We start from the raw sequence: 23,175 nt of genomic DNA, 5'->3' as shown, positions 1-23,175 counted from the left end.
ATTTATTCGTAAGAATTATTTTTTTTTTATGAATTTTTGTAAATCAAATCGGTTTATTTCTAATTCTTAATTAGGGCTTGCTAGTTCTCAAGAGAATTAGTAATAGCCTTCTTGATTTTTGACTAAACTTTTAAGGAGACAGATTTTTTTCCTTAACCCTTACCAAAATATTCAACTAAAATCCTTAGAAGCAGCTTGGTGAAAGCCATGTACTCCTTAACTTAGCCATTAAATTATGATAAAATTTTTTTTATTTCCTGATTGTATCTAATTTGTATAGATTATTTAACTTAAGTATGTAGATCAAATTAATTATATATAGTATATAGATAAAGTTAATTATATATATATATTAAAAAATGTAGATAAAATTAATTATATATAGTATATAGATAAAATTAATTATATATATATTAAAAAAAAATGTTAAACAGATACAATAGAACTGCAAATATTGACCGGCTATTTTGGCAAGAGTGGCAAAAGCATCAAGACTATCTCTACCATTGCTGTGTCAAATGGATGGGAGGTAATTCTATAAATGCTGAGGATGCTCTGAGTATGGCTATGTTGAAGGCTAGGGAAAAAGTACAAAAGTGTCACAAAACAATTGATAACTTCAAAGCTTGGTTGGCAAAACTCACCTATAACCTTTGTATGGATCTACTGAAGCAGTCTGCTCGCTATCATCAAAAGGTTGAGGATCTAGACTTGGTTCTATCTCGCGCTGATGGGAGGACTCAAAGAGGAGATCCATTTTTTGCTGTTGCCTACGGAGAGTTAGAAGATTTTTGTCGCTTGGCTATTGACAATTTGCCAAAGAGACTACGGGAAACTTTTGCTCTCTTTTTTAAAGAATACTCTTATAAGGAAATAGCTACAGAGTTAAGTATTTCTGAGCCTAATGTCCGTAAGCGTATTTCCCAGGGGCGGGCTATTTTGCGAGAAAGGTATGAGGAATACCAGAAACAAAAAGAAATAGTTATTTTTGAGGAGCACAAAGTAGAAAATTCTCCAGCTCAAGAGTTGGAAACAGAAATTATTGCTACTGAGATGCCCCAAGAGGCTGTTTTATCTGAAGAGAAAAGTGAGCCTATTTTAGTAGAGGCAACGGCTGAGAAGGAGTTAGGGAAAATAGAGACTGTTGGCTATAGGAAACAAGAGCTTGTTGCTCCATCAGTGTTAGTGAAATCACTTAGGGACGCTAAGAAAAAGCACTTAGTAGAGGCAACGGCTGAGGAGGAGTTAGGGAAAATAGAGACTGTTGGCTATAGGAAACAAGAGCTTGTTGCTCCATCAGTGTTAGTGAAATCACTTAGGGACGCTAAGAAAAAGCACTTAGTAGAGGCAACGGCTGAGGAGGAGTTAGGGAAAATAGAGACTGTTGGCTATAGGAAACAAGAGCTTGTTGCTCCATCAGTGTTAGTGAAATCATTTAAGTATGCTAATAAAAGGTACAAAGATAAGACACAACACAAATGTGGTCTACTGAGTACATGCACAAATATAGTACCGGTATTGCTGAGGGGCAGGATGAATATAAGTATAGTCGGCTTCCTGCTAGCCCAACAATATAAGGAACCGGCCAGGGGGTTAATCCACAAAGGTCTAGAAGACATAACACATTTATACAACTTTGGCAACAGAAAAATAAAAGCTTTAGACAAACAGTTTAATTGGTTAGCAGCGGATAATTTGCTAAGGCTTTCAGCAGAGAAACTGAGGTACAAATTCTGCTGTTAGTGGGGTTTTTTTGAAGCTAAAACTATTGTTTTTGAGTCAGTTTTAAGTTTATAGTTGCGCGATCGCTTTTTTGGGTCAAAAGCTGGCCTATAGGATACCTTTGGCCAGAAATAATTAACGGTTGAATCACAGCTTCTAGTCTGGTTTGACTGCTGCTAGATTTGTTGTGCTCACTTCCTAACAAGAAAGATGGCGCGATCGCTTTTTTGGGTCAAAAGCTGGCCTATAGGATACCTTTGGCCAGAAATAATTAACGGTTGAATCACAGCTTCTAGTCTGGTTTGACTGCTGCTAGATTTGTTGTGCTCACTTCCTAACAAGAAAGATGGCGCGATCGCTTTTTTGGGTCAAAAGCAGGCCTATAGGATACTTTTGGCCAGAAATAATTAACAGTTGAATCACAGCTTCTAGTCTGGTTTGACTGCTGCTAGATTTGTTGTGCTTACTTCCTAACTAGAAAGATGGGGCGATCGCTTTTTTGGGTCAAAAGCTGGCCTATAGGATACTTTTGGCCAGAAATAATTAACGGTTGAATCACAGCTTCTAGTCTGGTTTGACTGCTGCTAGATTTGTTGTGCTTACTTCCTAACTAGAAAGATAGCGCGATCGCTTTTTTGGGTCAAAAGCAGGCCTATAGGATACCTTTGGCCAGAAATAATTAACGGTTGAATCACAGCTTCTAGTCTGGTTTGACTGCTGCTAGATTTGTTGTGCTTACTTCCTAACTAGAAAAATGGCGAGTTCTCTTTTTGTGCCCAAAAGCTCGCTTTCAGAATACCTTTGGCCTAATATAGGGTCAAGGGAAGTTTGCTATGGCAAAATAGAATTTTGAGGTAAATAATATTAAATGTATTCCCATTGGCGCAGTGTCTCCTAGGGAAAGAGTTGAAGTTCCTTCTCTGTCTACTCTCAAGAAAAAAAATTCACAATTTGCTACCTAAAACAGTCTTACTTATATAACAGAGAAATAAAGTTTCTTAAGAACTAGATTCTTGAAAACTTAATTAGATAGTAAAACTGTCTAAAATAGTTGATGATTATTTCTCTTTGATACTGTTTGGCAGAACATCAAGAAATATTGAGGGAATTAGAATGAATTTAAGCAAAACAGCAAAAAGATTTTTGAGTTCGACAATGGCGATCGCCCTGGCTGGTGGATCAGTTTTGGCTTTTCGTAATTCAGCTTTGGCGGATCCTCCTGGGACTGCTGGGTCAGGAGATGCTGCTGTTAGCTTCTCGGAAACTGTAAGTCCAGAGTGTGCGATAGTAACAGCAAGTGATAAAACAGATTACGATCGTACAAATGACTCTCTTTCGATTGTTGATATTGGTCAAGGTGCTAATGAGGACCGTACAAAAGTTCTGACTGCGACTGATGCCATAGTTTTTGATTGCAATACTGCAAAAGTCCAAGTTGTCATTTCGGGTACTGGCACTACATACACAGCCCCCACTGGCACAAATGCTACGGCAAGTAACCTTACGGCAAGTCATGTTTTTCAATATGGACTAAATGTTGCTGCTGACACCACCGTAGCAGACGGCGATCTTGGTACAAACATAGATACTGATGGTGATGGAGACCTGACAATTAACGTAAGCTCTGTTTGGACAGCAGCTGATGAAGAATTATTGGCACAAACATATAGTGCTACGACAACTTTTACTGTTACCGCACAATAGGAACGCTATATTTCCAGCAATAGTTTAGATTGAAAAGGGAGTGTTGGTCATCTGATCATCATTTCCTTTTCCATGGGAATTTCAATGTATATAAGTTTTCAACTAATCTACAATTAAGTAGAAATAATGAAAATTAAGCATTCATGGCTATGGCAATGTAGTAAAAACTGTGCCACTCTTTTTTTGCTCTCTAGTTCCTGGATAGTATTAAATCCAGCCAAGGCTAGTGCTGCAAATGAATGCCATCAAATCAGTACAAGTGAGACCTCTCCTATAACTTATGTTATTACCTCAACCCCTGTGGATGGTGTTAGTAATGAAGAGCGGGTCATTCGGCTTTCTAGGGATTATTCAGTCACCTTTAAATGTACTGATGGCTCAGGAGTGAATTTAACAAACGCTGATATTGACGTGGATCTGGATACAATTACCCTCCCTAGTCCAGCACCTGCAAATTTAGATTTGGGTGACCCGGGGATCACCCATCAAGTTTCTGTGGGAAAAAACACCTCTTATACTGATTTAAAAGAAAATTTTACGGCGACTAACGATAGTGTAGATATTGTGTCTTCTAGTAGTAGTCAACCGGGGGACAATTTATCTTTAGATAGTAATGGTGAGATTAAAATAAATCTGAGGTCGACCTTTTTTTTACAGGGAGGCGCAGAGGAGTTTGCGGCAGGGGGCTATGAGACACAGTTCAGGATAACGGCGACTCCTACATCTTCGGGAACCCCGGGTAGTAATACTACTGTAATTTCTAAGAATGTGGAAAAAGAATGCAGTTTGCAAAATAGTAGTGAATATACAGAGACAGGTAACCCGAAGGCTTATGTTACAACCACATCGTCTGCAGGACTTCCCGAGCCAAGGGCCAGGATACTAGAAGCTTCTGATTCTGTCGGTTTTGATTGTAATACCGCTGATGTTGACTATTCGGTGGAGATGACCAACTTAACTGCTCCAATATTTAGCAATAGTTCAAACATCGATCTCCTTCAGGGGGGAGGGAGTAATGGTGTTGATCATAAAGTCAAAACTAGAAAAACACATCCTTCTAGTAATACAACAACGGAACTACAAGCACTGACTCAAGAACTTACCACTGGTATTATTGATCAGAGGACAAGGGAGAGTACCGATGATAATGGAGACATTGAGATTGAGGTTACTTCCCGCTTTGACACTACAGGAGCGGCAGAAGAGTTGGGAGCAGGAGATTATTCCGCAACTTTTACCGTGACTGTCACAGCTAATTAGGATAGATGGGTGATGAAATTATTTAAAAGTTTTTTATGGCAAAGCTTGTTAGGGGCAGCGATCGCCTCTGTCATGGCATTGCCTCAGGCAGTGCAAGCTCAAGTATCAATTTCCCCGATGGTTATCAATGCGGAAACTAAGCAAGGAAAAGCAAGTGGGGTAATTTCAGTCCGTAATAAAAGTTCACAACCTCAGAGAGTACGACTGAACTCAGAAGCCTTTACCTATAAGAGAGATGGTTTCACTACTCAGGAAGGTGATCCTTTTGACCTGTCCCCCTATTTAATTTTTTCCCCCGCTGAATTGGTAGTTAAGCCCGGTCAAAGTCGGCGAGTTCGTTTAATTATGCGAATGTTACCAACAACAGCCCCTGGAGAATATCGATCAGTAATTTTTGTGGAACCTCTGAAAGAACGAAATGCTGAAGGTGGTCTCAGTATTCGTGCTCGGTTGGGGGTAACTGTTTATGTCCGTCATGGTGAAGTTAACTTTGCTTTAGCCCCAGAAAGTGCAGCTTATAATTCAGAAAAAAAACAGCTTGAGCTACTTGTGACTAATCCAGGAAACGGCACAGTACGACCTGCAGTTCAGTGGGAGTTACAGCGCAATGGCCAGGCCGTTATCAAAAACGAGGTTAAAGAAATTACTGTCATTGCTGGAGGCGATCGCCTAATTCCACTAGAATTACCGGAAAATTCAGTAGAATTAACCTCCGGTACATACCAATTGACCGGAGAGTTGCTCTGGGACAATGGTAAAAATTCTAGTAAAATACCTTTTTCCTTTGACCTATCCATTCCCTAAAGTAGGGAGCTACTCGAACTAACACTAAAGCTCATAGGAACCCACACTAAATCAATATAATTGACTAAAAAATCAATAATATAAATACAGGCTTTGTGAATCATTTGTCTTTTAATCAAAACTAATAATTAAAACTAACATACTATTATATCATGTCCAGAGCATCAGTAATTAGGGCTTGCTGAAAAAGCCTTTTTCAGGAATAGGGGAACCACCCTTAATATCTTTCAGGAGGAAATGTAGGGACCTTGTGTGCAAGGTCCCTACAGAGGAATGGGGAATTGATAGAGGAGGTAGGGGGATATATTTGTACCTTGATTTTTATACCTAGGGAGCGTCTAAAATACTAACTTTTTCAGCTCTCAGAACCGAAAACTAGACACTTTTTGAGCTACTCAAAATGCTGAAGCTTTGATACGTCAATGCTTTAATATTTAATCAGTAAGCCATAATTAAAAAACTTTCTTTCATAAATGCTTTTTCTATCCCTCTGTCTTTTGCCATCTGCCCTCTGCCTGACTGCCTCCAAAGTGTAAGTATTCAACCGGGCATGATATTATAAGTGAGATTAGCCCTCCGACCAACTCCCATCAAATTATCTGCCTCAGAATGACTCAGGCTCCAGAACCGTGGGAATTTTTTCCGGCTCAATTTATCCGGCCATAGTAAAAGATACCAAAGGCCTCTGTATTAAGAATTGGTATCAAGCAATTTATGAATATTTTTAATCAAGTTTCCCAATTTTTTAGGCTGAACAGTGGGGCTTATCTGAGTCTTGTTATTGTACCGCAAATTATAAGTATAGCAATTAACATACCAATTCTACAAGCCCAAGAACTGCCGCCCTCAACCGTTATTTCAGAATCAGAACCTGACACAGAAACCATTAGTCAGAATTTCGACCTGATGCCCTTGGCCATCTATGTCGGCGATCGCACAGTGAATCCCGGAACTTTCGTCCGCGGTGCAGAAGATGGCGAAAAAGCAATTGACTTTGACAAATGGCTGATTGCCTACGATGATGTCATCAAAGCCCTAAAGTTTAACACCACTCCCCTAGATAACGGAAAAGTAGAACTGCGGTCGCCTGGTTTAGCTTTACAAATTGACCTTAACGAATTAGCGATCGATGATCAACTCGGCATGGCTTTGAGCGTAGAACAAATTCGTGAACTATTAGGTGTTCCCGTAGAATTTGATATAGAAGAATATGCAATTATACTCAACCCCGACTGGCTGGGAAAAAACCTACCCCAAACAAATATCCGTAGCAACCAACGACAGCTCAACCTAGAAGGCTTACCCCGCATCTCAGCCCCCCCCATCACCCTCAGTATCATCGGACAAGAAGCAAACATCTCCGGCAGTGGCAACCAAATCGACGACTACACTGGCGAACTCGTTGGTATCGGGACTCTATTCGGAGGCAGTTGGTACCTGAATATTGACCAAGAAGACCTCACCGATCGCCAAACATGGAAACTCAACGAACTCCAATATATGCGACAAACACCGACAACGGACTATATCATCGGTGACCAAGAAACATTGTGGCCAGAAGGTAGCAGTACCTACACCGGATTTACTGCCATTCGGCGGTTCGGGTTTGCGCCACCCATCACCTCTTCCGGTGGAAACGAAGGCTTCAACCCAGAACAAAGATTGAATTCCAGTCGCTTACAACGAGATATTCGGGGCAGAGCAGAGCCAGGCACATTGGTACAGCTTGTTAACTCTATCAGTAAGAGGGTTTTGGCAGAACAGTTAGTAGACTCATCCGGTATTTATCGCTTTGAAGACGTGACTACAGTCTCCTCTTCCCTCCGTGGTAGCCCTTCAGCCAATAATTATAAATTGCGTCTCTACCCCGATGGGCGACTGAGCGCAGACCCAGAAATTCGGGAAGCCGAGTTCTTTTCACTGCCTGGTCAGCTCAGTCGTGGGACTGCAGCCTTACTGATATCGGGTGGATTTGAGCGATCGCAAAATAGCGAGACCTTCTTCGGAACTATGGAGGATGAAATGCAAGGGGGAGTTTTGTACCGTTGGGGTGCCACAGACAACATCACCCTAGGTACAGGACTTTTTTATGACCAGCAACTGAAAGGTATGGGGGAAGTATTTTTTCAACCAGGAAATTTGCCTTTAAAAATTACAGCGACAGCAATGCTCAATAGTGATGAAAGAGCCGACAACAAACGTAGCAATATTCGCTATGATTTGAATGTTCGTTTTAAACCGAAGCAGGGTATAGATTTTGAGTTTGATAAGGATGATTTATCAGAAAGATTTAGAGCAAATTGGGATTTGAGTCCAGATGTTCGCTTGTCATTGAACAGTAATAATAACGCTCAAGATGCACGAATTAGGTGGCGACTTTTTCCAGGACTCACCACAAATGTAGGTTGGGATGTGGGCGAAAAAGTTTTGGTAGGGGGACTCGATGTCAGTAGTTCTTTTGGTAATTTGTTGTTCCGTAATAACATTGATATCGATGAAGATCAAAATGTTAACTGGAATCTGTTTTCTCGTTATCAGAATCTCACCCTCCGACACCGCATGAGAAAGCAGCGGTGGGATACAGATCTTGAATATTTTTTCCTCAAGTCTAAAAGTTTGTATGATTATAATCATTCCCTTTTTCTGAACTTAGAGATGGATCAGAATGATAACAACTCTAGCGATAGACTCGCAACAGTTGGTTGGCGTTATAAACCTCGTTCCCAAGTAGGCGATCGCTTTGCAGATTGGATTTTTGATATTGGTTACGGCATCGGAACAGAAGGTTCAGGCTTGCAAGCTTCGATCACAACCGCAAAAATCCCAGGGTTATATGTCACAGCAAAGTATCAAAATATTTCCATGAGCAATAACAGCTCTAGATTTAGTTTACAGATATCCTCATCTGCTTTTTTGTCATCCTCCGTAAGTTTTGGTAAGAGTCGTTTTGAGAGATTACGCACAGAAGGGGGACTAGTGTTAATCCCTTTTTTGGATAAAAACGGCAATGATCGTAAAGATAGAGGAGAAAAAATCTATACCAAAGGGCTAGAGGATGAAACAGCTGAATTTTTATTCTTGATTAATGATCAGGATGTCAGGCGATTTAGTAGTTATAGTCCAGACCTGCGCAAAAATGGGATTTTTGTGCGTTTGCCTCCAGATACCTACCGTTTTGAGCTTGATCCGATAGGTATTCCCCTGGGGTTGAAAAGTAATCAATTAGTTTCTGCTGTCGAGGTGAAAGCTGGTAGTTATACACCCATTTATATACCCCTAACAACTGCCTATGCTTTGTTAGGTGTGGTATTGGATGATGCGGGGAACCCTGTGGGTGGTTTACGAGTAGAGGCGATCCCCCGCAGTGGAGAAGGAGCAAAAATATTATCAATTACCAATGGTGCAGGAATTTATTATTTAGAGTCCCTCGGTCCTGGTGAATATGATTTACTCATTGATGGTGTACCAGCTCAACCCCAGAGTATTCGCTTTGATGAAACCTCAGAGGTATTTACAGAAATTGATTTACTCTATCGGGAGCCAGCGGACAGAGATTAAAACCATCCCTAAGCAGCAGTCAAAAGTTAGATTTTAAAGAATCTAAATTTTGACCCCCTCAGTCATTTCAGGAAATTATTTCCCATCTAAAGTTTAAAACTATTTGTGACACCTTAAATTTCACATTCTGCACTTCAATATGTCATATCAAAATTAGTATAAAATCTGTGGCTTGCTTAAGTATTTATATTATAAAAATTATCCTTATTTACTTGACCTTAATGAGAAGTCAAAATATCAGAGAAATATTAAGCATAAATATTTACTAAATTATTGAGAATAATTGACCACTATAATTTTCTTCTAGTTGGGTTAACTTGCCCGCCGTTTCAGGGAGATAACAAGGGAAGGGTTGACCTATCTTTCTATGCTACATTTTGTCGTGGGAAACATAGATTAAATAGGTTCCTCTGTGACTTCTCCCAGAACTTATGCTGTAAAATAAACGCCTGCGGAGAGACGCAACACAGATATCGTCGACTGTGGTAGTAGTCGTGGTAGTAATGAAGAGCGAGTCATTCAAGTTTCTCAAGAATATTCAGTCACCTTTAAATCTACTAATAGCCCAGGAGGGAACTTAACAACCGCTGACATTGACCTGGATGCCTTGGATACAATTCACTCCCTTTTCGTGGTTTCAGGTAGAGAGTAAAGATAATTAGTAGGTTTGGTCGTTTGAGGTTGAGTGGTAGAGAGCAAAGATAGAAAATAATTCAAGTAAAAACTTCAACGGGAAAAACCAGACCCAAAATCAATATATTTGGTAGTAAGGTGTTATCAATTTGTTAATTTTCAAACCTAGCACCTGACACCTCACACCTTATACCTTAAATCAACTTGATTTTGTGTAACATTATTTATTAATTATATAGATATCGATATCTGGAGAAAGTAGAAACAGTTTTGAATAGTATAAATACTTACAGAAATTCTGATGCAACCTCGCTAACTATTCGTGAGTTCGGACTTCAACCCTCACCCATAAGACAAATTTCAGTAAGCCCTAATTAAAATAAATATAAATACTAATTTTTCCTTTTTTTTATGCCTAACCCATTTCCCGGAATGAACCCATACCTCGAACAACCTGAACTTTGGCCTGAATTTCATAATCAACTGGTGGCAGCGATCGCTAGAATGTTAACTCCCCAGTTATTACCTAAATATCAGTTAGTGACTGATAAATGGGTATATCAAATGGGTAACTCAAAACAGATCGTTATTAGTCAAACAGATGTTAATGTGCAAAAAAATCAAGATAATTCACTCCCACTAACAACAAAAGCCTCCACACCACAACCTTTCAGTCAGCCTATTATAGTAACTATTCCTATGGGAGAAGAACTTGAGCAGGATCATATTGAAGTTAAGGATACTACCACAAACGAAGTAGTTACAATTATTGAAGTTATTTCTTTCGTAAACAAAAAAGGAGAAGGTCGTAATAAATATGAAACTAGACGGAAACAATTTTTAGAGAGTAGGACTCATCTGGTGGAAATTGACCTTTTGCGAGAGGGAGAACTTTTACCTTCCTTAACTAGCACTAAAAGTCACTATCGAATTTTGATCAGTCCCTATAACATTCGCCCTATTGCCGAGTTGTATCCTTTTAATTTGAGCGATCCCATTCCTCAATTTTCACTACCTCTATTGGCTGGAGATACTCAACCAATAGTAGACTTACAGACACTAGTAAATGAGTTGTACGAACAGTTGGGGTATGAGCATTTTATTGGTTATAGCGATCGCCCTCCTTTACCTTGGTCTGTGGCTGATGTTCTGCCATTTGTTAAGGGAATGGAGAATAGGCAGTAGGCTCCTATTTTAGCACACCATTTCTCAAATAATTACCTGAAACTATATTGACTGCAGAAATTTTTAGTATGTTGCATCATGCCCAGCAGCATAGTCTATGTATAAAAGAGGGCTTAAGTAAAATATCAAACTATACACCATCTATAGGGGCGAACAGCCGTTTAGAGCCCTAACCTTAAACGCCTCTACTAGATATGGTGGTTCTGCCGAAGTCCTGTAAAACTTAGTTACAATTAGAAAAAACCCTTCAGAATAAGTATCTTCTGCCCTCTGCAAACATCTACCAAACTATAAATATTAAGGTAAGTATTGAGCTCGACATAAGACATAATATTCAATTTCACTTCTGACTTCCGTAAAAAAGTATTACCGAAAGACTGTCCTAACCTTTCCCATCATTCTCTATTGAATACTGATATCTATCCTTGAAATTATCACAGATTTATAGTATAATTAATATTTATTTTATTACAATAAATAAATACTTTTCACAAAAAAAGAGAAAAAAATTAAACTTTCTCACCAATTTAACCTATAAGTATTAGTTATTATTTTCAAGGATTCTATACTTTGAATAGCATTTAGTGAATTATTTCAAAACCTTAAATAATAACCTTGGGGGATAACAGTGAATAACTCTAGTAGAACGATAAAAAATATTAATGATTCAACATTTTTTTTCATATTCATTGAGAGGTGCTAAAGCATCTGTCAAAAATTCACCTAAACAATTAACATCAAAAAACAATTTTTACAAAAAAGGATAAAAAAAATAAAATCTTTACCCAAATTTAATCTCTGAATATTAGTTGTTATTTTCAATGATTCTATACTGTAAATAGCATTTAGTAAATTATTTAAAACCTTTAAACAAGAACGTTTTTGAATAACCGTAAATGACTCTGGTGGAACAGTAAAAACTATTAATAATTCAACAGTTTTTTCATATTCATTGAGAAAAGCTAGAGTAGCTGTACGAAATTTATGTAAATAGTTATAAGCAGCACTTTTATAAGCAAGCCATTTTTTTCTTTCATATTCTTTATCCAATCTTCTTTGGTTTTCTCCACCATTAAAAACATCACCAAACCACTGACCAAAATCAGTCTCTTGAAGCTGAGGTAAAGAGACATGAGGATAACTGGGAAATGATATCTTAATCCTATTTGGTCTACCTTTCTGAAACTCATCACAAGATTGATTAGCCCACTTTTCAATTGATTCAGTATAATTAAGAATAGTTGACTTAAATTGACTATCTTGCCAGTTATTAAAAGATCCTGTTTCTAAAGCCAGTGCTACTTTTTCTTGATAACTTCCTAAAAGCATATCTAAAGATAGCCAATTACCATAAACTCTTACTCTTCTTTTAAACTCTTCTCTGAGATATTCTTCTCGCTGCCTTCCTTTTTCAATAGCAACATTTCTGACATATTCAGCATCTCTAATTTCTTTGAGCAAATTATTCGCTTCTTTTTGTAAAACAGACTTAACCTGAGAAGCTATACTAATTACCCGAAATAATCTAGTCTGATTAATTCTTTCCTTTTGAAGAGAAATTATAGTCAATAAAGTTGATTCAAAACTTATGATACCACTTGTAATCATTTTCAAAATGTTTCTTTCTTGTTGTGCCTTAAGAGCAGGAAGTGCATCAACACGGTAGAGTTTTTTAACCCCTTTAGGTAAATCTGATTCAAAAGTATTAATAGTTGAATAAACATCATTATAAACTTCATCTTGATCATTTTTGCTTTCTAATTCATTCATCCGGTTAAGAACAAAAATAATTGTTTTAATACCTCTATTCAATAACCATTTATTAAGTGTTTCCTTTTCTCCCTGGGTAAAAGGTTGTCTAGCATTTAGTATTTGAATAACTAAATCTACCCGCAATAACTGATTACGAATCAAAATATCCTGTTCTTCCCTATCATTTGTTCCGGGTAAATCAAAAAGTTCTACTCCATTTTTGAGCAATTTATGAGGATAAAAAACTTCTACAGAAACTACATCCTCTCTAGGTTTACCTTGACGATTCAAAACAGTAAACTTTTTGAGAACTTTTCCATCGTTACTTCTTATTACTTTACCTGAAGTGAAAGTAATAACAATTGTTAAAGTTTTTCCATACTTGACACTAATTAATGTTCCAGTAGTTCTGATCATTTTTGTTGGCATAATTTCTTTACCTAATAGAGCATTAATTAGAGTAGATTTGCCAAAATTAAAAGGAGCAACTACCGCTATTCCAAAATTAGGATTAACCAATTGTTGGCAGGCTAATTCCACATCTTTAATAAGTTGCTGATTTTCTTGGGCATCAATAAATTGACAGGCAGCTTGAAGAGACTTTGAAATTGTGATAGAAGATTTCATTTTGAACAAAATAATTTGCAAGTTTCATCAGTTAATTACGAGAAAGCGTAGCTTACTAAAGAATAGAAAACTTAGTAAACTACCCTGAGAAAAAAAATTAACCATACAATGTTTAACTGTCTTTAGATTGGGCTAAAGCTATCTCATTGTATTTTGCTTCTATTGTTTTCAATTTATCATTAATATTATCTACGAAAGTTTGTAAACGTTCTTTCTCCTCTTCAATGTTAACTGAAGTTGTTCTTTTCTTTTCCAACAAATTATCAAGGGATATTTCTAGAGACTCAATATCGTCTTTCATTTGTTTAGCTGACTCCTCATAAGGGTTAAATACCTCTCTGGCTTGCTGTTTAAGAGCCTCGACTTTATCTTCTTCAAGCAATTTTTTAAATGCTTCTTTGACCCTGTTCTGCATATTTTTCTGAAATTGTTTAACTTCTTCGTCTCTTTGCCACCATGCTACTATTCCTCCCACAACAGCACTACTACCAATTAAAACCCATCCTAAAGGAGTTAAAGCCACAGCAGAACCAACAATATGTGTTAAAGCTATATGTGATCCGAAAACATGGGCTAATGATACTCCTCCAGCTCCTACTGCTGCAGTACCTACTGTCCCACCAGTCCCTCCCAATAACATTCTTCCTGTTACATTTGCCTCAGCCGGAGTTAATGATGATTTTTCTGATGAACTACTTTGATCCATGGATAAACTTGTCTGGTCTTTAACTTTAAACTTTTTTTTATTAAGAATTTCCCTGATAGCATCTCTTTGTTTATTGTAGTCATTAATTTCTTTGTTAAATGAATTGTTTAAGTCATTAATAATCTCATACACGATACCCGTACTTATTTTATGCCAATTTTTCAGCTTTTTTTGTCGATATTTTGTTAATTTATTCTCTAAAGATTGGGTATATTTTTCACGTTGATTATTTTCCATACCCGATACTACAGGCATTTCAAAATCTCTTTCAAAATTGAGAACTAATTGATTAAAATAGCTTTTATATTCTCCTTCCACTTTTGCAATACAGAGATATCTTTTGTCTTTTATTTTCTCCTTTACATTTTGAACAATTTTGTTAATAAGATTAACACAAGGCTTAGTTTTCTCAATTTTTTCTTCCAATGTTTTTACATCATCTTCAAGTGTAAACAATCTTTCCTCAACTTTCGACACTACCTGTCTGCTGGCAATTCCTGCTTTATTAACAGCTTGTTTTAATTCTGTCATTAATCTCTCATTAGTTAGAAAATCACTAAGTCTTTTTTTAAATTCTATAATTCCAGTACCATCAAGAGATTTTCCTTGCTCTAAATTTTCTAAAGCTGTTTTAGCATACACATCAAATATTGTATCTCCCCACGTTTTTTCTGCTTCATCTTCAGTTATATCTAAACATTCACAGAATTTATCAACAAAAATTTCATGGACTTCTTTTTTTTCATCTTCTTCAATTTTTTCCCATTTATTAATCAAGTAAAAAATTGGTCTGACTTCCTTTGTGTTTCTGCTTTCTGGATCTGAGCTTTGACTTTGTGTTAATTGTGGCTGGTTTTCAATATCTTCAATCTCTTTCTTGTACCCCAAAAACGTTTTTAGGTAACCTTCTTCTTTCTGAGTAAATTGTTCATCTGCGGCTAAAACAAAAAGAATTGCATCACATTTCTCAATATACGAAAATGTTTTTTGATTTTCCTCTTCTGTATGATTTAATCCTGCTGTATCAATAAACTCTATTCCTCTTGACAAAACTTCAATTGGACAATAAAGTTCAGCATAATCTAGAGGTTCAAGCCATTTTCCTTTTACATTATTATACACATTCTTTATTAGAGATTTGACTCCTTTTGAATTGAGCGTATATTTCTTTTTATATTCCTCCAAACTTAATGATTCTTGTTCACCATTTTTCTTATGAACTACTACTTTTTCCTGTTCACCATATTTAACAAAAGTAGGAATTGCAGTAGTAGCAGTTACTCCCATAGGTAGCAAACTTTTTTCAAAAAATGCATTAAGAATAGTACTTTTACCACGATTAAAATCTCCAATGATTAAAAAGCGAAATTTACCATTTTTTAGCTTGCCAATTTCATTACGTAAAGACTTTCTAACAGCAGATAATTCTAACTGTCCCGATGCTCCTTGAACTATTGCTTGATTTTCAAAATCACCAATTATTTTCTCCGTTTCTTGAAGTTTATCAGCAAAGCCATGGCGGATTTTTGTTACTTCTAAATTGAATCCAGTATTTTGATTTTGCATGGTCGTTTACCTCATTGTTATTTAACTTGTATGACTTTCATGTTTAGAAAGTCATATTACTAAGTGCCTAGGCAAAATTAATTACCATTATTTATTCCCAAACTACAGGGAAGATATGCTTTTTGGCTTTAAAGTATATGTGATCTATTCTGCACAGCTACTTATTTGATTATATTTAGCCTTAATTATTTCCACTTGAGCAGAAATATTATCTTGTAAGGCTTGTAAATGTTTAATTTTTACCTCATGGTCAACCTCAGTATATTTATACAAAGCTAATCTATTACTAACTTTTGAAGCAATTTTACCTTTAACGATTTCTGCTATTTGAGCAGCTTGTAGTAATTTAGTTTTTAATTTTTCATTACTTAAAAAATTATCAAGCCGTTTTTGAAATTCTATAATTCCAGTACCATCAAGAGATTCTCCTTGCTCTAAATTTTTTAAAGCTGTTTTAGCATACACATCAAATATTGTATCTCCCCACATTTTTTCTGCTTCATCTTCACTTATATCTAAACATTCACAGAATTTATCAACAAAAATGTCATGGACTTCTTTTTTTTCATCTTCTTCAACCTTTTCCAATTTATTGATTAAATAAAATATAGGTTTTGTGATTTTTGGAGTAAAATTTTGGTTTATTTTTATTTGATTAATATCGTTTTGCATACTTAATAGCCTTTTAATATAATTACTCTCTTGTTGAGTAAGTTGTTGGTCTGCACTTAAAATAAAGAAAATAACATCACACTCCTTAATGTAATCAAAAGTCTTTTGATTCTGTGCTTCTGTAAGATTAAATCCTCCTGTATCAATAAATTCTACCCCTCTTGATAAAACTTCAATTGGACAATAAAGTTCAGCATAATCTAGAGGTTCAAGCCATTTTCTTTTTACATTATTATACAGCTTCTTTATTAGAGATTTGACTTCTTTTGAATTGAGCGTATATTTCTTTTTATATTCCTCCAAACTTAATGATTCTTGTTCACCATTTTTCTTATAAACTACTACTTTTTCCTGTTCACCATATTTAACAAAAGTAGGAATTGCAGTAGTAGCAGTTACTCCCATAGGTAGCAAACTTTCTCCAAGCAAAGCATTAAGAATCGTACTTTTACCACGATTAAGATCTCCAATCATCAAGACTCTCAATTGATTACCTATATTTAGTAGTTTTTCGATTGATTCTTCTAATAGAGTGACAACAGCTTGACAATTAATTACATCACCTTGCTGTTCAAATTCAATAATTGTTCTAGCTATTTTATCTAGTCGTTCAGCAAACCAACAAGAAATTTCAGTTACTTCCAAATTAACCTTAGAGTTTGGTTTGGTATCTAATTCTTTCTTAGGTTTTATTTCCTCAATATCAAGCTCTAAAAAGATTACAGATTTTTCAAGTTTATAATAATTGACTTTGTTAGGATTCTTTTGGGATAGAAAATCATAAATCTTATTTACCTGAAGTAATAAAATCTCTAATTCCTGTTCATTTTCTAACTCAAATTGTTGTAGATTAGGACGAGTTTCAAAACGATATAAATGATAAAAAGAACTTAACAAACCAATAGCTTTAGCCAAATACTTACTGACAGTATCTTGCAAATTTAGACTATATTCACCCATCTCCCGATAAGCATGAGGATTCTGAATATTTCCCAGGGGAAGTTGAAAAGGGAAAAACCTTAAATCTAGACTTGTATAACTATCCTGTTGATCCGGTAATAAATTCCAAAAAGTAATATGAGGGTGAATTCTTTACACAAATTGTTGAGGTGAATGAACCCCTTGAATTGTTCCATGAACTAAAATAATAGGAACATCATAAAGCACACTATAAACGTAATTTATATCCCGATCTGTTTGATATAAAGGCCTCTTAAAATAACCATCTTGCTTAGAAGCTAAATTATGCCAACTATAAGAACTATTAAAAGCCGTGCGAAAATCAACATAGCCACCTGGGTCATTTTTATCTTTAGGTCTAGTATCATCCCAAAAAGGAGACACCAAAATGATTGGTAAACCAGTCTTTTCATGCAAACCCTTTACAAATTTGTAAGTCGTCTCTACCCCATCAAAAAAGGGACTATTTGCATCTTCTCTCGCTAAATTTATCAAAGCTTTTTTTGTTGAAATAGAATAACTTGACTTTAAATATTCAATGATTTTTTGTTCATTTATCCTAATCTCAGAATCTACAAAAGACTTAGTTATACTCTGCTCGTATTGTTGTTTTAGTTCTTTTAAACGAAACTGATGCTGTGCTTCTAGTTCCTGTTCTCGAAAACCATGAGCTTGGGGCTGTGCAAGTTTGTAGTCAATACATTTTCCTATGACGTTACTTACAGCAATGCCAACAGGATAAGCTAAACATCCTAGTAAAAGATTCATCTAACTCTCATTTTGATTTATAGAAGTTTACTCTGAGGAAGCCATAAAAATCTGAACCTTAAGACTCCAATATCTTAGTAAAAAGCCAACAATAATTTTGAGCAAGTATAATTTTTTTTTGACTAACTCAGTACTTATAATGCTATAATATCTTTGATTATAATTAAAACAAACAATTGAGGCAAACATATCAAAGGATATAACTTGATGTAGTGGCCAGAAGGAAGTCCAGAGATATTTTGGCCTTCCATAATACTTAATATGGAATGAAGTTTTGTCACCATGAACATTCCTAATTCGCAGAACCCAGCTTCTATGCCTGGTGAATCTGATGAATATTCAGATATAATATCAAGTGAATGTGACTACTTGTCATATCAACATGATCATTTATCTTTCCCGAACTCAGGAGATCCCCATCGCCTAGAGCACGATATACCCACAAGGGAGAATATTTATGAAAATCAGTCACCGTATTCCTTTGACAATGAATGGAATAATTATGAAACAACAGCATTTGATCATGACTACAACTCTCCTAATTATCCAGAAAATCAGGCTTCCTACTCCGTTCCTACTAGCAATAGACCAGAAACCGAAACACAAAACCTAAATTCTGGAGTGGAAAACCATTCAGAGAACTTTTCCTCTTACTCTATCAATAGTAGACAAGGAAATAATGAGTATAGTTGGGAATATTCCAATCAATATAGTTTAAGTTCTTTCCAAAACCCCTTAATGAATGAACCGCAACTTCAGAAGAATTCGAGTTTAGAAGACAGCGAGGAAGACGATAACAATAGGGAAAATAGTAATCTATCTCAAAATGGAAACCAGAATGGGTATCAAAACGGAACCCCAAATAGTACCCAGACTTTTGCTGCAAACATAATAGGGTCTGGTGTTGAATTTTCTCTTTGGTCATTAGGACTCTCCATGATGAATGGAGAATCAAACGTTATACATCATCATATATCAAGTAACACACATTTTTACATAGAGGGAAACACTGACATACACGGTGACAAAATAGAACAACAAGGAAGTTTTGGTACAGGTATTAATGTAGGAGAAGTTGAAAATCAAAACACTAATGTAGATGTAGGTTTTGATAACAGAAAAATCACAGCTGATACACTTGGAAGCATTAACGAACTTCAAGAAAAAACTAGAGGTGAAACATTACCAAAAATTAACCAACTTATTCCACAATTAGAAAATTTAAACCCTATAGAAATCAAGATACCTAACTTGACACTTCCTGAACACATCGAAATGATGAAAAACAATTTCGCGCCAAGAGAACCAATTATCAGAATTGGAAAACCACTATTTGGTAACCACTTATTTAGCAAATGATATCTAAGATCCTCCAACGACAATGAGCATACTTGTCAATATTGATATTGGAATCTCCAAGGCAGTATTTTTTCCAGTAAATCTTCTACAATTTAGAGAGGTTCTGTAGAATTTATCCACAAATTAGAAACATAAAAGTCGTATATAGCTGTTCTACTTGAGAGAACATCAGTAGAAAATTAAGTAGTACATATCTAGAGACAAGCATTATGGAAAACGATAATTCAAAAAAAACCAGTATATACGGTGACAATATCAAACAACAAGGTGCTTTTAGTATAGGTGTTAATAAAGGAGAAGTTGAAAATCAAAACACTAATATAGCTGTAGGTTATAACAACGGAAAAATCAAGGTTGAGAAACTAGCTGGAAACATTAATGAAGCTCAACAAAGAACTTTAGCTGAAACCGCAGCAGAAATTCAACAGCTTCTTCAACAATTAGAGCTATCAAACCCTACGGAAACTACCGCAGGGCAAATGGCAGTTGTTGCTAAAGCCGTTGAAGTTGTTGAAAATCACCCCACATTAAAACAGCGAGTAATAGGAGTATTAAAATCAGCAGGAACAGAAGCATTCAAAGAAGCTCTCGATCATCCAATTGCTAATGTTTTAGTGGCAGCTTTTCAAGGTTGGACTCAAGCATAAAATCAGTTATCAGTTAACCTCCTTCCGAGGAACTGCGTTTTTCATATTCCGTAGCGCAACAGTTATCACTTAGCGATCGCTTCAATTGTCAAGCAAACTTTTTTCTAACTGCTGAGTTCTAAAATTTTAACTTAATAACTGACCATTAGCACTCCCAAATATATTAAGTTTTAGTAAATTTAGTGGTTTAGTAGTAGAGAGCAAAGATAGTTATACCAATTTCCTAAAGTCCGACTACACATAATGCTTCAAGAATAAAATCATATCCTGTACAAGAAGCAATATCTTTTTGACTAAATCCAGTTAATATATTTCTCAGGATTCTGCGTCAGAAATCTAAGGAATCGAAAACTCGATTTTTCAAGAATTTTTTCACCTCTTTCCACAGTCTTTCAATGGGATTAACTTCGGGACAATAAGGAGGTTGAAATAATAAAATGATGTGATCAGGGATAGATAAATCATTCCCTAGATGCCCTCGCCCGTTATCTAGTTGAATAATATGAATCTCTTCAGGATATGTTTGAGAAAAAAGCTCTAAAAATCTTTCAAAGCAAGGAGTATCTAGATGACTAAATTCATAAAAAAAGGAATCTCCTGTTTTTGGTTCTACTAAACCATAAAGCCATAGATATTTAAATAGCCATTGATATAAACCAATGGGCTTAACACCGCAAGCAGTAATGACTTTACCTGTTATAGTTTTTAATCCAATTCTAGTCTCGTCTTGACACCAATAGCGAATTGGCAGTTGATTTTCCGAATATTTATTAATTAACTTAATTTTCTCTTCTAGTTGAGATGAGAGTTTTTTTTAAAGTTTTCTTGAGCTTCTTTATTTTGTTTTATGTGATTTGGACGTGGAACTTTTAATTTACTTTTTAATTTATATCTGACTAATTGATGAACTGTTCGATAAGACAGCTCGATGTCAAAACAAGTCGTTAACCACTGTTGAATTTCACCATAGCTTTGGAAACCTTCCGGGTTTTGCAATTCTGCTTCTAATTTCTCGATTACATTTGGTGGAATTGAACTTGGCCTCCCTCCTAGATTTTTCTTTGGTTCTAGTAAAAGATTCAGTCCACCTGTACGATATTTCCCTAACCATTTTTGTACTGTGACTCGATTGCGTCCTAACATTATCGCAATTTCTTTTACTGTTTCTACTGTTTGAGTTTTCAACCAGTAAATAGTTTGAAGTCTTTCCTTTTCTTGAGCTGTACTCGCACTTTTTAAAAGTTTTTTGAGAGTTTCTACCGATTCATTTATCTCAATTTTTACTACTCCTGACATGGGGACATTTTCTATAATAGGTTACTTCTAAAAGTGTAGCTTAAGTTTATGAAATTAGTATTAGTAGATTTGGTAGTTTTAGGTTTTTTGGTAGATAGCAAAGATAGAAAATGATTAAAATAAAAAGCCATCAATAAAAAACCAAAGCCAAAATCAATGAACTTGGTAGTAAGGTGTTATCAATTTGTTAATTTTTCAAACTAACACCTAACAACTAATATAGGAACGTTACATGCAAGCTCCCTCATTGCAGATGATCATAGTGCTCATATTGTATGCAACGCCAAAAAACTAACTCAAGACTCTAAACTTTCCACTGACACAGGTTCCCAAATCTCACCATATTTTTCCTTCAACCCTTGCCAAGCTTCCACCTGCCCAGGCTCATACTCTCCTGGTTTTCCCCACTGCAAAAATGCACTCAAAGCCACTTCACCTTGACCATCTAAAAAACGAATTGCATAAGTAGTAAAATTTCCCCGTTTGGCTTCCCCAGTTTCAAACTTTACCCGTTTAATCTGATCCATATTCAGATGGAACTCAAAAATATCACTATGCATATTAGCATATTTACCCTTGGGAAGTTCAGCATAAAATAACTTTTGAATTTTTCCCTTAACTTCCAATACCGCAGCATTACTTGTCACAATTAAACGTAAAGTTCCAAGTTGTTCACAAACTTCTAAAAAATCTTTCAAGTTAGTATTCATAGGTAGATACTTATTTTTATTATTTATTTTTCATAGTCTTCATAAGCAGCAACTATTCTCTTTACTAAAGGATGTCTTACCACATCCCCTTGAGATAGTTCACAAATCGAAATACCTTCGACATTCCGTAGAATCTTCATCGCAACAAGTAATCCTGACCTTTGAGTTAGAGGCAAATCTGTTTGAGTAATATCTCCTGTCACTATCATTTTTGAACGGAAACCCAAGCGAGTTAATACCATTTTCATCTGAGCAGGAGTAGTATTTTGAGCTTCATCAAGAATCACAAAAGAGTTATTCAAAGTCCGACCTCTCATATAAGCTAGAGGTGCAACTTCAATAACTCCCTTTTCCATCAAAGTATTCACTTTTTCTGGTTCAATTAATTCATAAAGAGCATCATACAAAGGTCGCAAATAGGGATTTATTTTTTGTTGCAAATCTCCTGGTAAAAACCCTAATTTTTCTCCGGCTTCCACCGCAGGTCTCGTTAAAATTAGGCGTTCATATTCATTGTCTAAAAGTGCTTTGACTGCTATAATAGCTCCTAAAAAAGTTTTCCCCGTTCCTGCCGGGCCCACACAAAAAGTCATATCGTGACGGCGAATGGCCTGTACATATTTTCTTTGGCGAAAAGTTTTAGCCCTAATTTCTAGCCCACGACGAGTTTTTGCCAGAACATCTTGCTGAAGTTCTTCCAGGTCATCCTGACGGTTTGTCTCAATAGCATGGCGAGCAGTAAGAATTTCTACTCCAGTTATAGTTTTACCATGTTTCCAAAGTTTTTCTAAAGAACATATAATCTTCTGGCATCTCTCAATTTGAGTTGCAGTGCCAGTTATTAATAATTCTTGTCCCCTTAGTACGACATTTGCCCCTGTGTGCTTTGCCAGAAATTTAATATTTTCTTCCTGATAACCAGAAAGAGCGATCGCACTATCAATATTAGGCAATTCTATTTTCAGTGCCTCTGTCATACCAACATATTTCTTTGTCTCATTCTCATTCTATAATTATAGGAATTAGCTAGTTTCTTCACCAAAAATTTGAAAAAATATACAAGTTATACATATCTGTTTAAGAAGTTTTTTCATGAGAAAAAATATATTTTTTTGAGCACTTAAGAGAACTTAAATAGTTTAACCTCCCTAGCCACCATAATCTTTCTCTCTTCTCCCCCACTTCCTCTCTCTCCCTCCAGCTTCGGGGTTAGTCTCCAGTTTTCAGAAGTTTCTGATCCCGAATA

Annotated in this window: 16 protein-coding genes; 8 read left to right on the top strand and 8 right to left on the bottom strand. The window is 35.9% G+C overall.

All coding sequences use genetic code 11. The annotated features are described in order from the left end of the window. Positions 1-423 precede the first annotated feature (423 nt). The 6 genes from TERY_RS25260 to TERY_RS12180 all read left to right on the top strand — a co-directional run bounded on the left by TERY_RS25260 (position 424) and on the right by TERY_RS12180 (position 10,866). Positions 424-1,743: a sigma-70 family RNA polymerase sigma factor gene (locus TERY_RS25260; RefSeq protein ID WP_011612116.1), complete on the top strand. Its 1,320-nt coding sequence runs from the start codon at positions 424-426 to the stop codon at positions 1,741-1,743. Positions 1,744-2,835: 1,092 nt separating this feature from the next. Continuing rightward, the gene (locus tag TERY_RS12200) at positions 2,836-3,426 is read left to right on the top strand and encodes a hypothetical protein (protein ID WP_011612115.1); all 591 of its coding nucleotides are present in this window, start codon (positions 2,836-2,838) and stop codon (positions 3,424-3,426) included. A 126-nt stretch (positions 3,427-3,552) separates the two neighbouring features. After that, positions 3,553-4,686: a hypothetical protein gene (locus TERY_RS12195; RefSeq protein ID WP_011612114.1), complete on the top strand. Its 1,134-nt coding sequence runs from the start codon at positions 3,553-3,555 to the stop codon at positions 4,684-4,686. A gap of 12 nt (positions 4,687-4,698) precedes the next feature. Beyond that, positions 4,699-5,490, top strand: a complete 792-nt coding sequence (locus tag TERY_RS12190; protein WP_011612113.1) for a hypothetical protein — start codon at positions 4,699-4,701, stop codon at positions 5,488-5,490. 714 nt (positions 5,491-6,204) lie between these two features. Further along, on the top strand, positions 6,205-9,048 hold the full coding sequence (locus tag TERY_RS12185) for a carboxypeptidase-like regulatory domain-containing protein (protein WP_011612112.1): 2,844 nt from the start codon (positions 6,205-6,207) through the stop codon (positions 9,046-9,048). Between the two features lie 1,044 nt (positions 9,049-10,092). Beyond that, the gene (locus TERY_RS12180; RefSeq protein WP_011612111.1) at positions 10,093-10,866 is read left to right on the top strand and encodes a DUF4058 family protein; all 774 of its coding nucleotides are present in this window, start codon (positions 10,093-10,095) and stop codon (positions 10,864-10,866) included. A gap of 723 nt (positions 10,867-11,589) precedes the next feature. Here TERY_RS12180 and TERY_RS12175 read toward each other — a convergent pair. From TERY_RS12175 to TERY_RS12160, 4 genes are all read right to left on the bottom strand, one after another. Next, positions 11,590-13,245 (bottom strand): dynamin family protein, encoded by a 1,656-nt coding sequence (locus TERY_RS12175; RefSeq protein ID WP_011612110.1) that lies wholly within the window; start codon positions 13,243-13,245, stop codon positions 11,590-11,592. 112 nt (positions 13,246-13,357) lie between these two features. Then, positions 13,358-15,517 (bottom strand): dynamin family protein, encoded by a 2,160-nt coding sequence (locus TERY_RS12170; protein ID WP_011612109.1) that lies wholly within the window; start codon positions 15,515-15,517, stop codon positions 13,358-13,360. Between the two features lie 144 nt (positions 15,518-15,661). Beyond that, on the bottom strand, positions 15,662-17,128 hold the full coding sequence (locus TERY_RS12165) for a dynamin family protein (protein WP_370495349.1): 1,467 nt from the start codon (positions 17,126-17,128) through the stop codon (positions 15,662-15,664). Between the two features lie 153 nt (positions 17,129-17,281). Further along, on the bottom strand, positions 17,282-17,917 hold the full coding sequence (locus TERY_RS12160) for a hypothetical protein (protein WP_011612107.1): 636 nt from the start codon (positions 17,915-17,917) through the stop codon (positions 17,282-17,284). A gap of 282 nt (positions 17,918-18,199) precedes the next feature. Between TERY_RS12160 and TERY_RS12155 the strand changes: the two genes are divergently transcribed. Both TERY_RS12155 and TERY_RS12150 read left to right on the top strand, forming a co-directional pair. Further along, positions 18,200-19,276, top strand: a complete 1,077-nt coding sequence (locus tag TERY_RS12155) for a hypothetical protein (RefSeq protein WP_011612106.1) — start codon at positions 18,200-18,202, stop codon at positions 19,274-19,276. Between the two features lie 209 nt (positions 19,277-19,485). Beyond that, positions 19,486-19,923 (top strand): hypothetical protein, encoded by a 438-nt coding sequence (locus TERY_RS12150; RefSeq protein WP_011612105.1) that lies wholly within the window; start codon positions 19,486-19,488, stop codon positions 19,921-19,923. 328 nt (positions 19,924-20,251) lie between these two features. On the opposite strand, the gene TERY_RS27900 is transcribed toward TERY_RS12150, so the two are convergent. From TERY_RS27900 to TERY_RS12135, 4 genes are all read right to left on the bottom strand, one after another. Continuing rightward, on the bottom strand, positions 20,252-20,707 hold the full coding sequence (locus TERY_RS27900) for an IS630 family transposase (protein WP_081432519.1): 456 nt from the start codon (positions 20,705-20,707) through the stop codon (positions 20,252-20,254). A gap of 8 nt (positions 20,708-20,715) precedes the next feature. Beyond that, the gene (locus tag TERY_RS12145; RefSeq protein WP_011609939.1) at positions 20,716-21,219 is read right to left on the bottom strand and encodes a helix-turn-helix domain-containing protein; all 504 of its coding nucleotides are present in this window, start codon (positions 21,217-21,219) and stop codon (positions 20,716-20,718) included. Positions 21,220-21,515: 296 nt separating this feature from the next. After that, a complete protein-coding gene (locus TERY_RS12140) occupies positions 21,516-21,929 on the bottom strand; it encodes a ChuX/HutX family heme-like substrate-binding protein (protein WP_011612104.1) in 414 nt (137 codons plus the stop codon). Between the two features lie 23 nt (positions 21,930-21,952). Then, a complete protein-coding gene (locus tag TERY_RS12135; RefSeq protein ID WP_011612103.1) occupies positions 21,953-22,906 on the bottom strand; it encodes a PhoH family protein in 954 nt (317 codons plus the stop codon). Positions 22,907-23,175: the final 269 nt, after the last annotated feature.

It is taken from the genome of Trichodesmium erythraeum IMS101, assembly GCF_000014265.1.
In the GTDB taxonomy this organism is placed as follows: domain Bacteria; phylum Cyanobacteriota; class Cyanobacteriia; order Cyanobacteriales; family Microcoleaceae; genus Trichodesmium; species Trichodesmium erythraeum.
The sequence above is the reverse complement of the archived record's forward strand: the minus strand, read 5'-3'. Positions and strand labels throughout refer to the sequence as shown.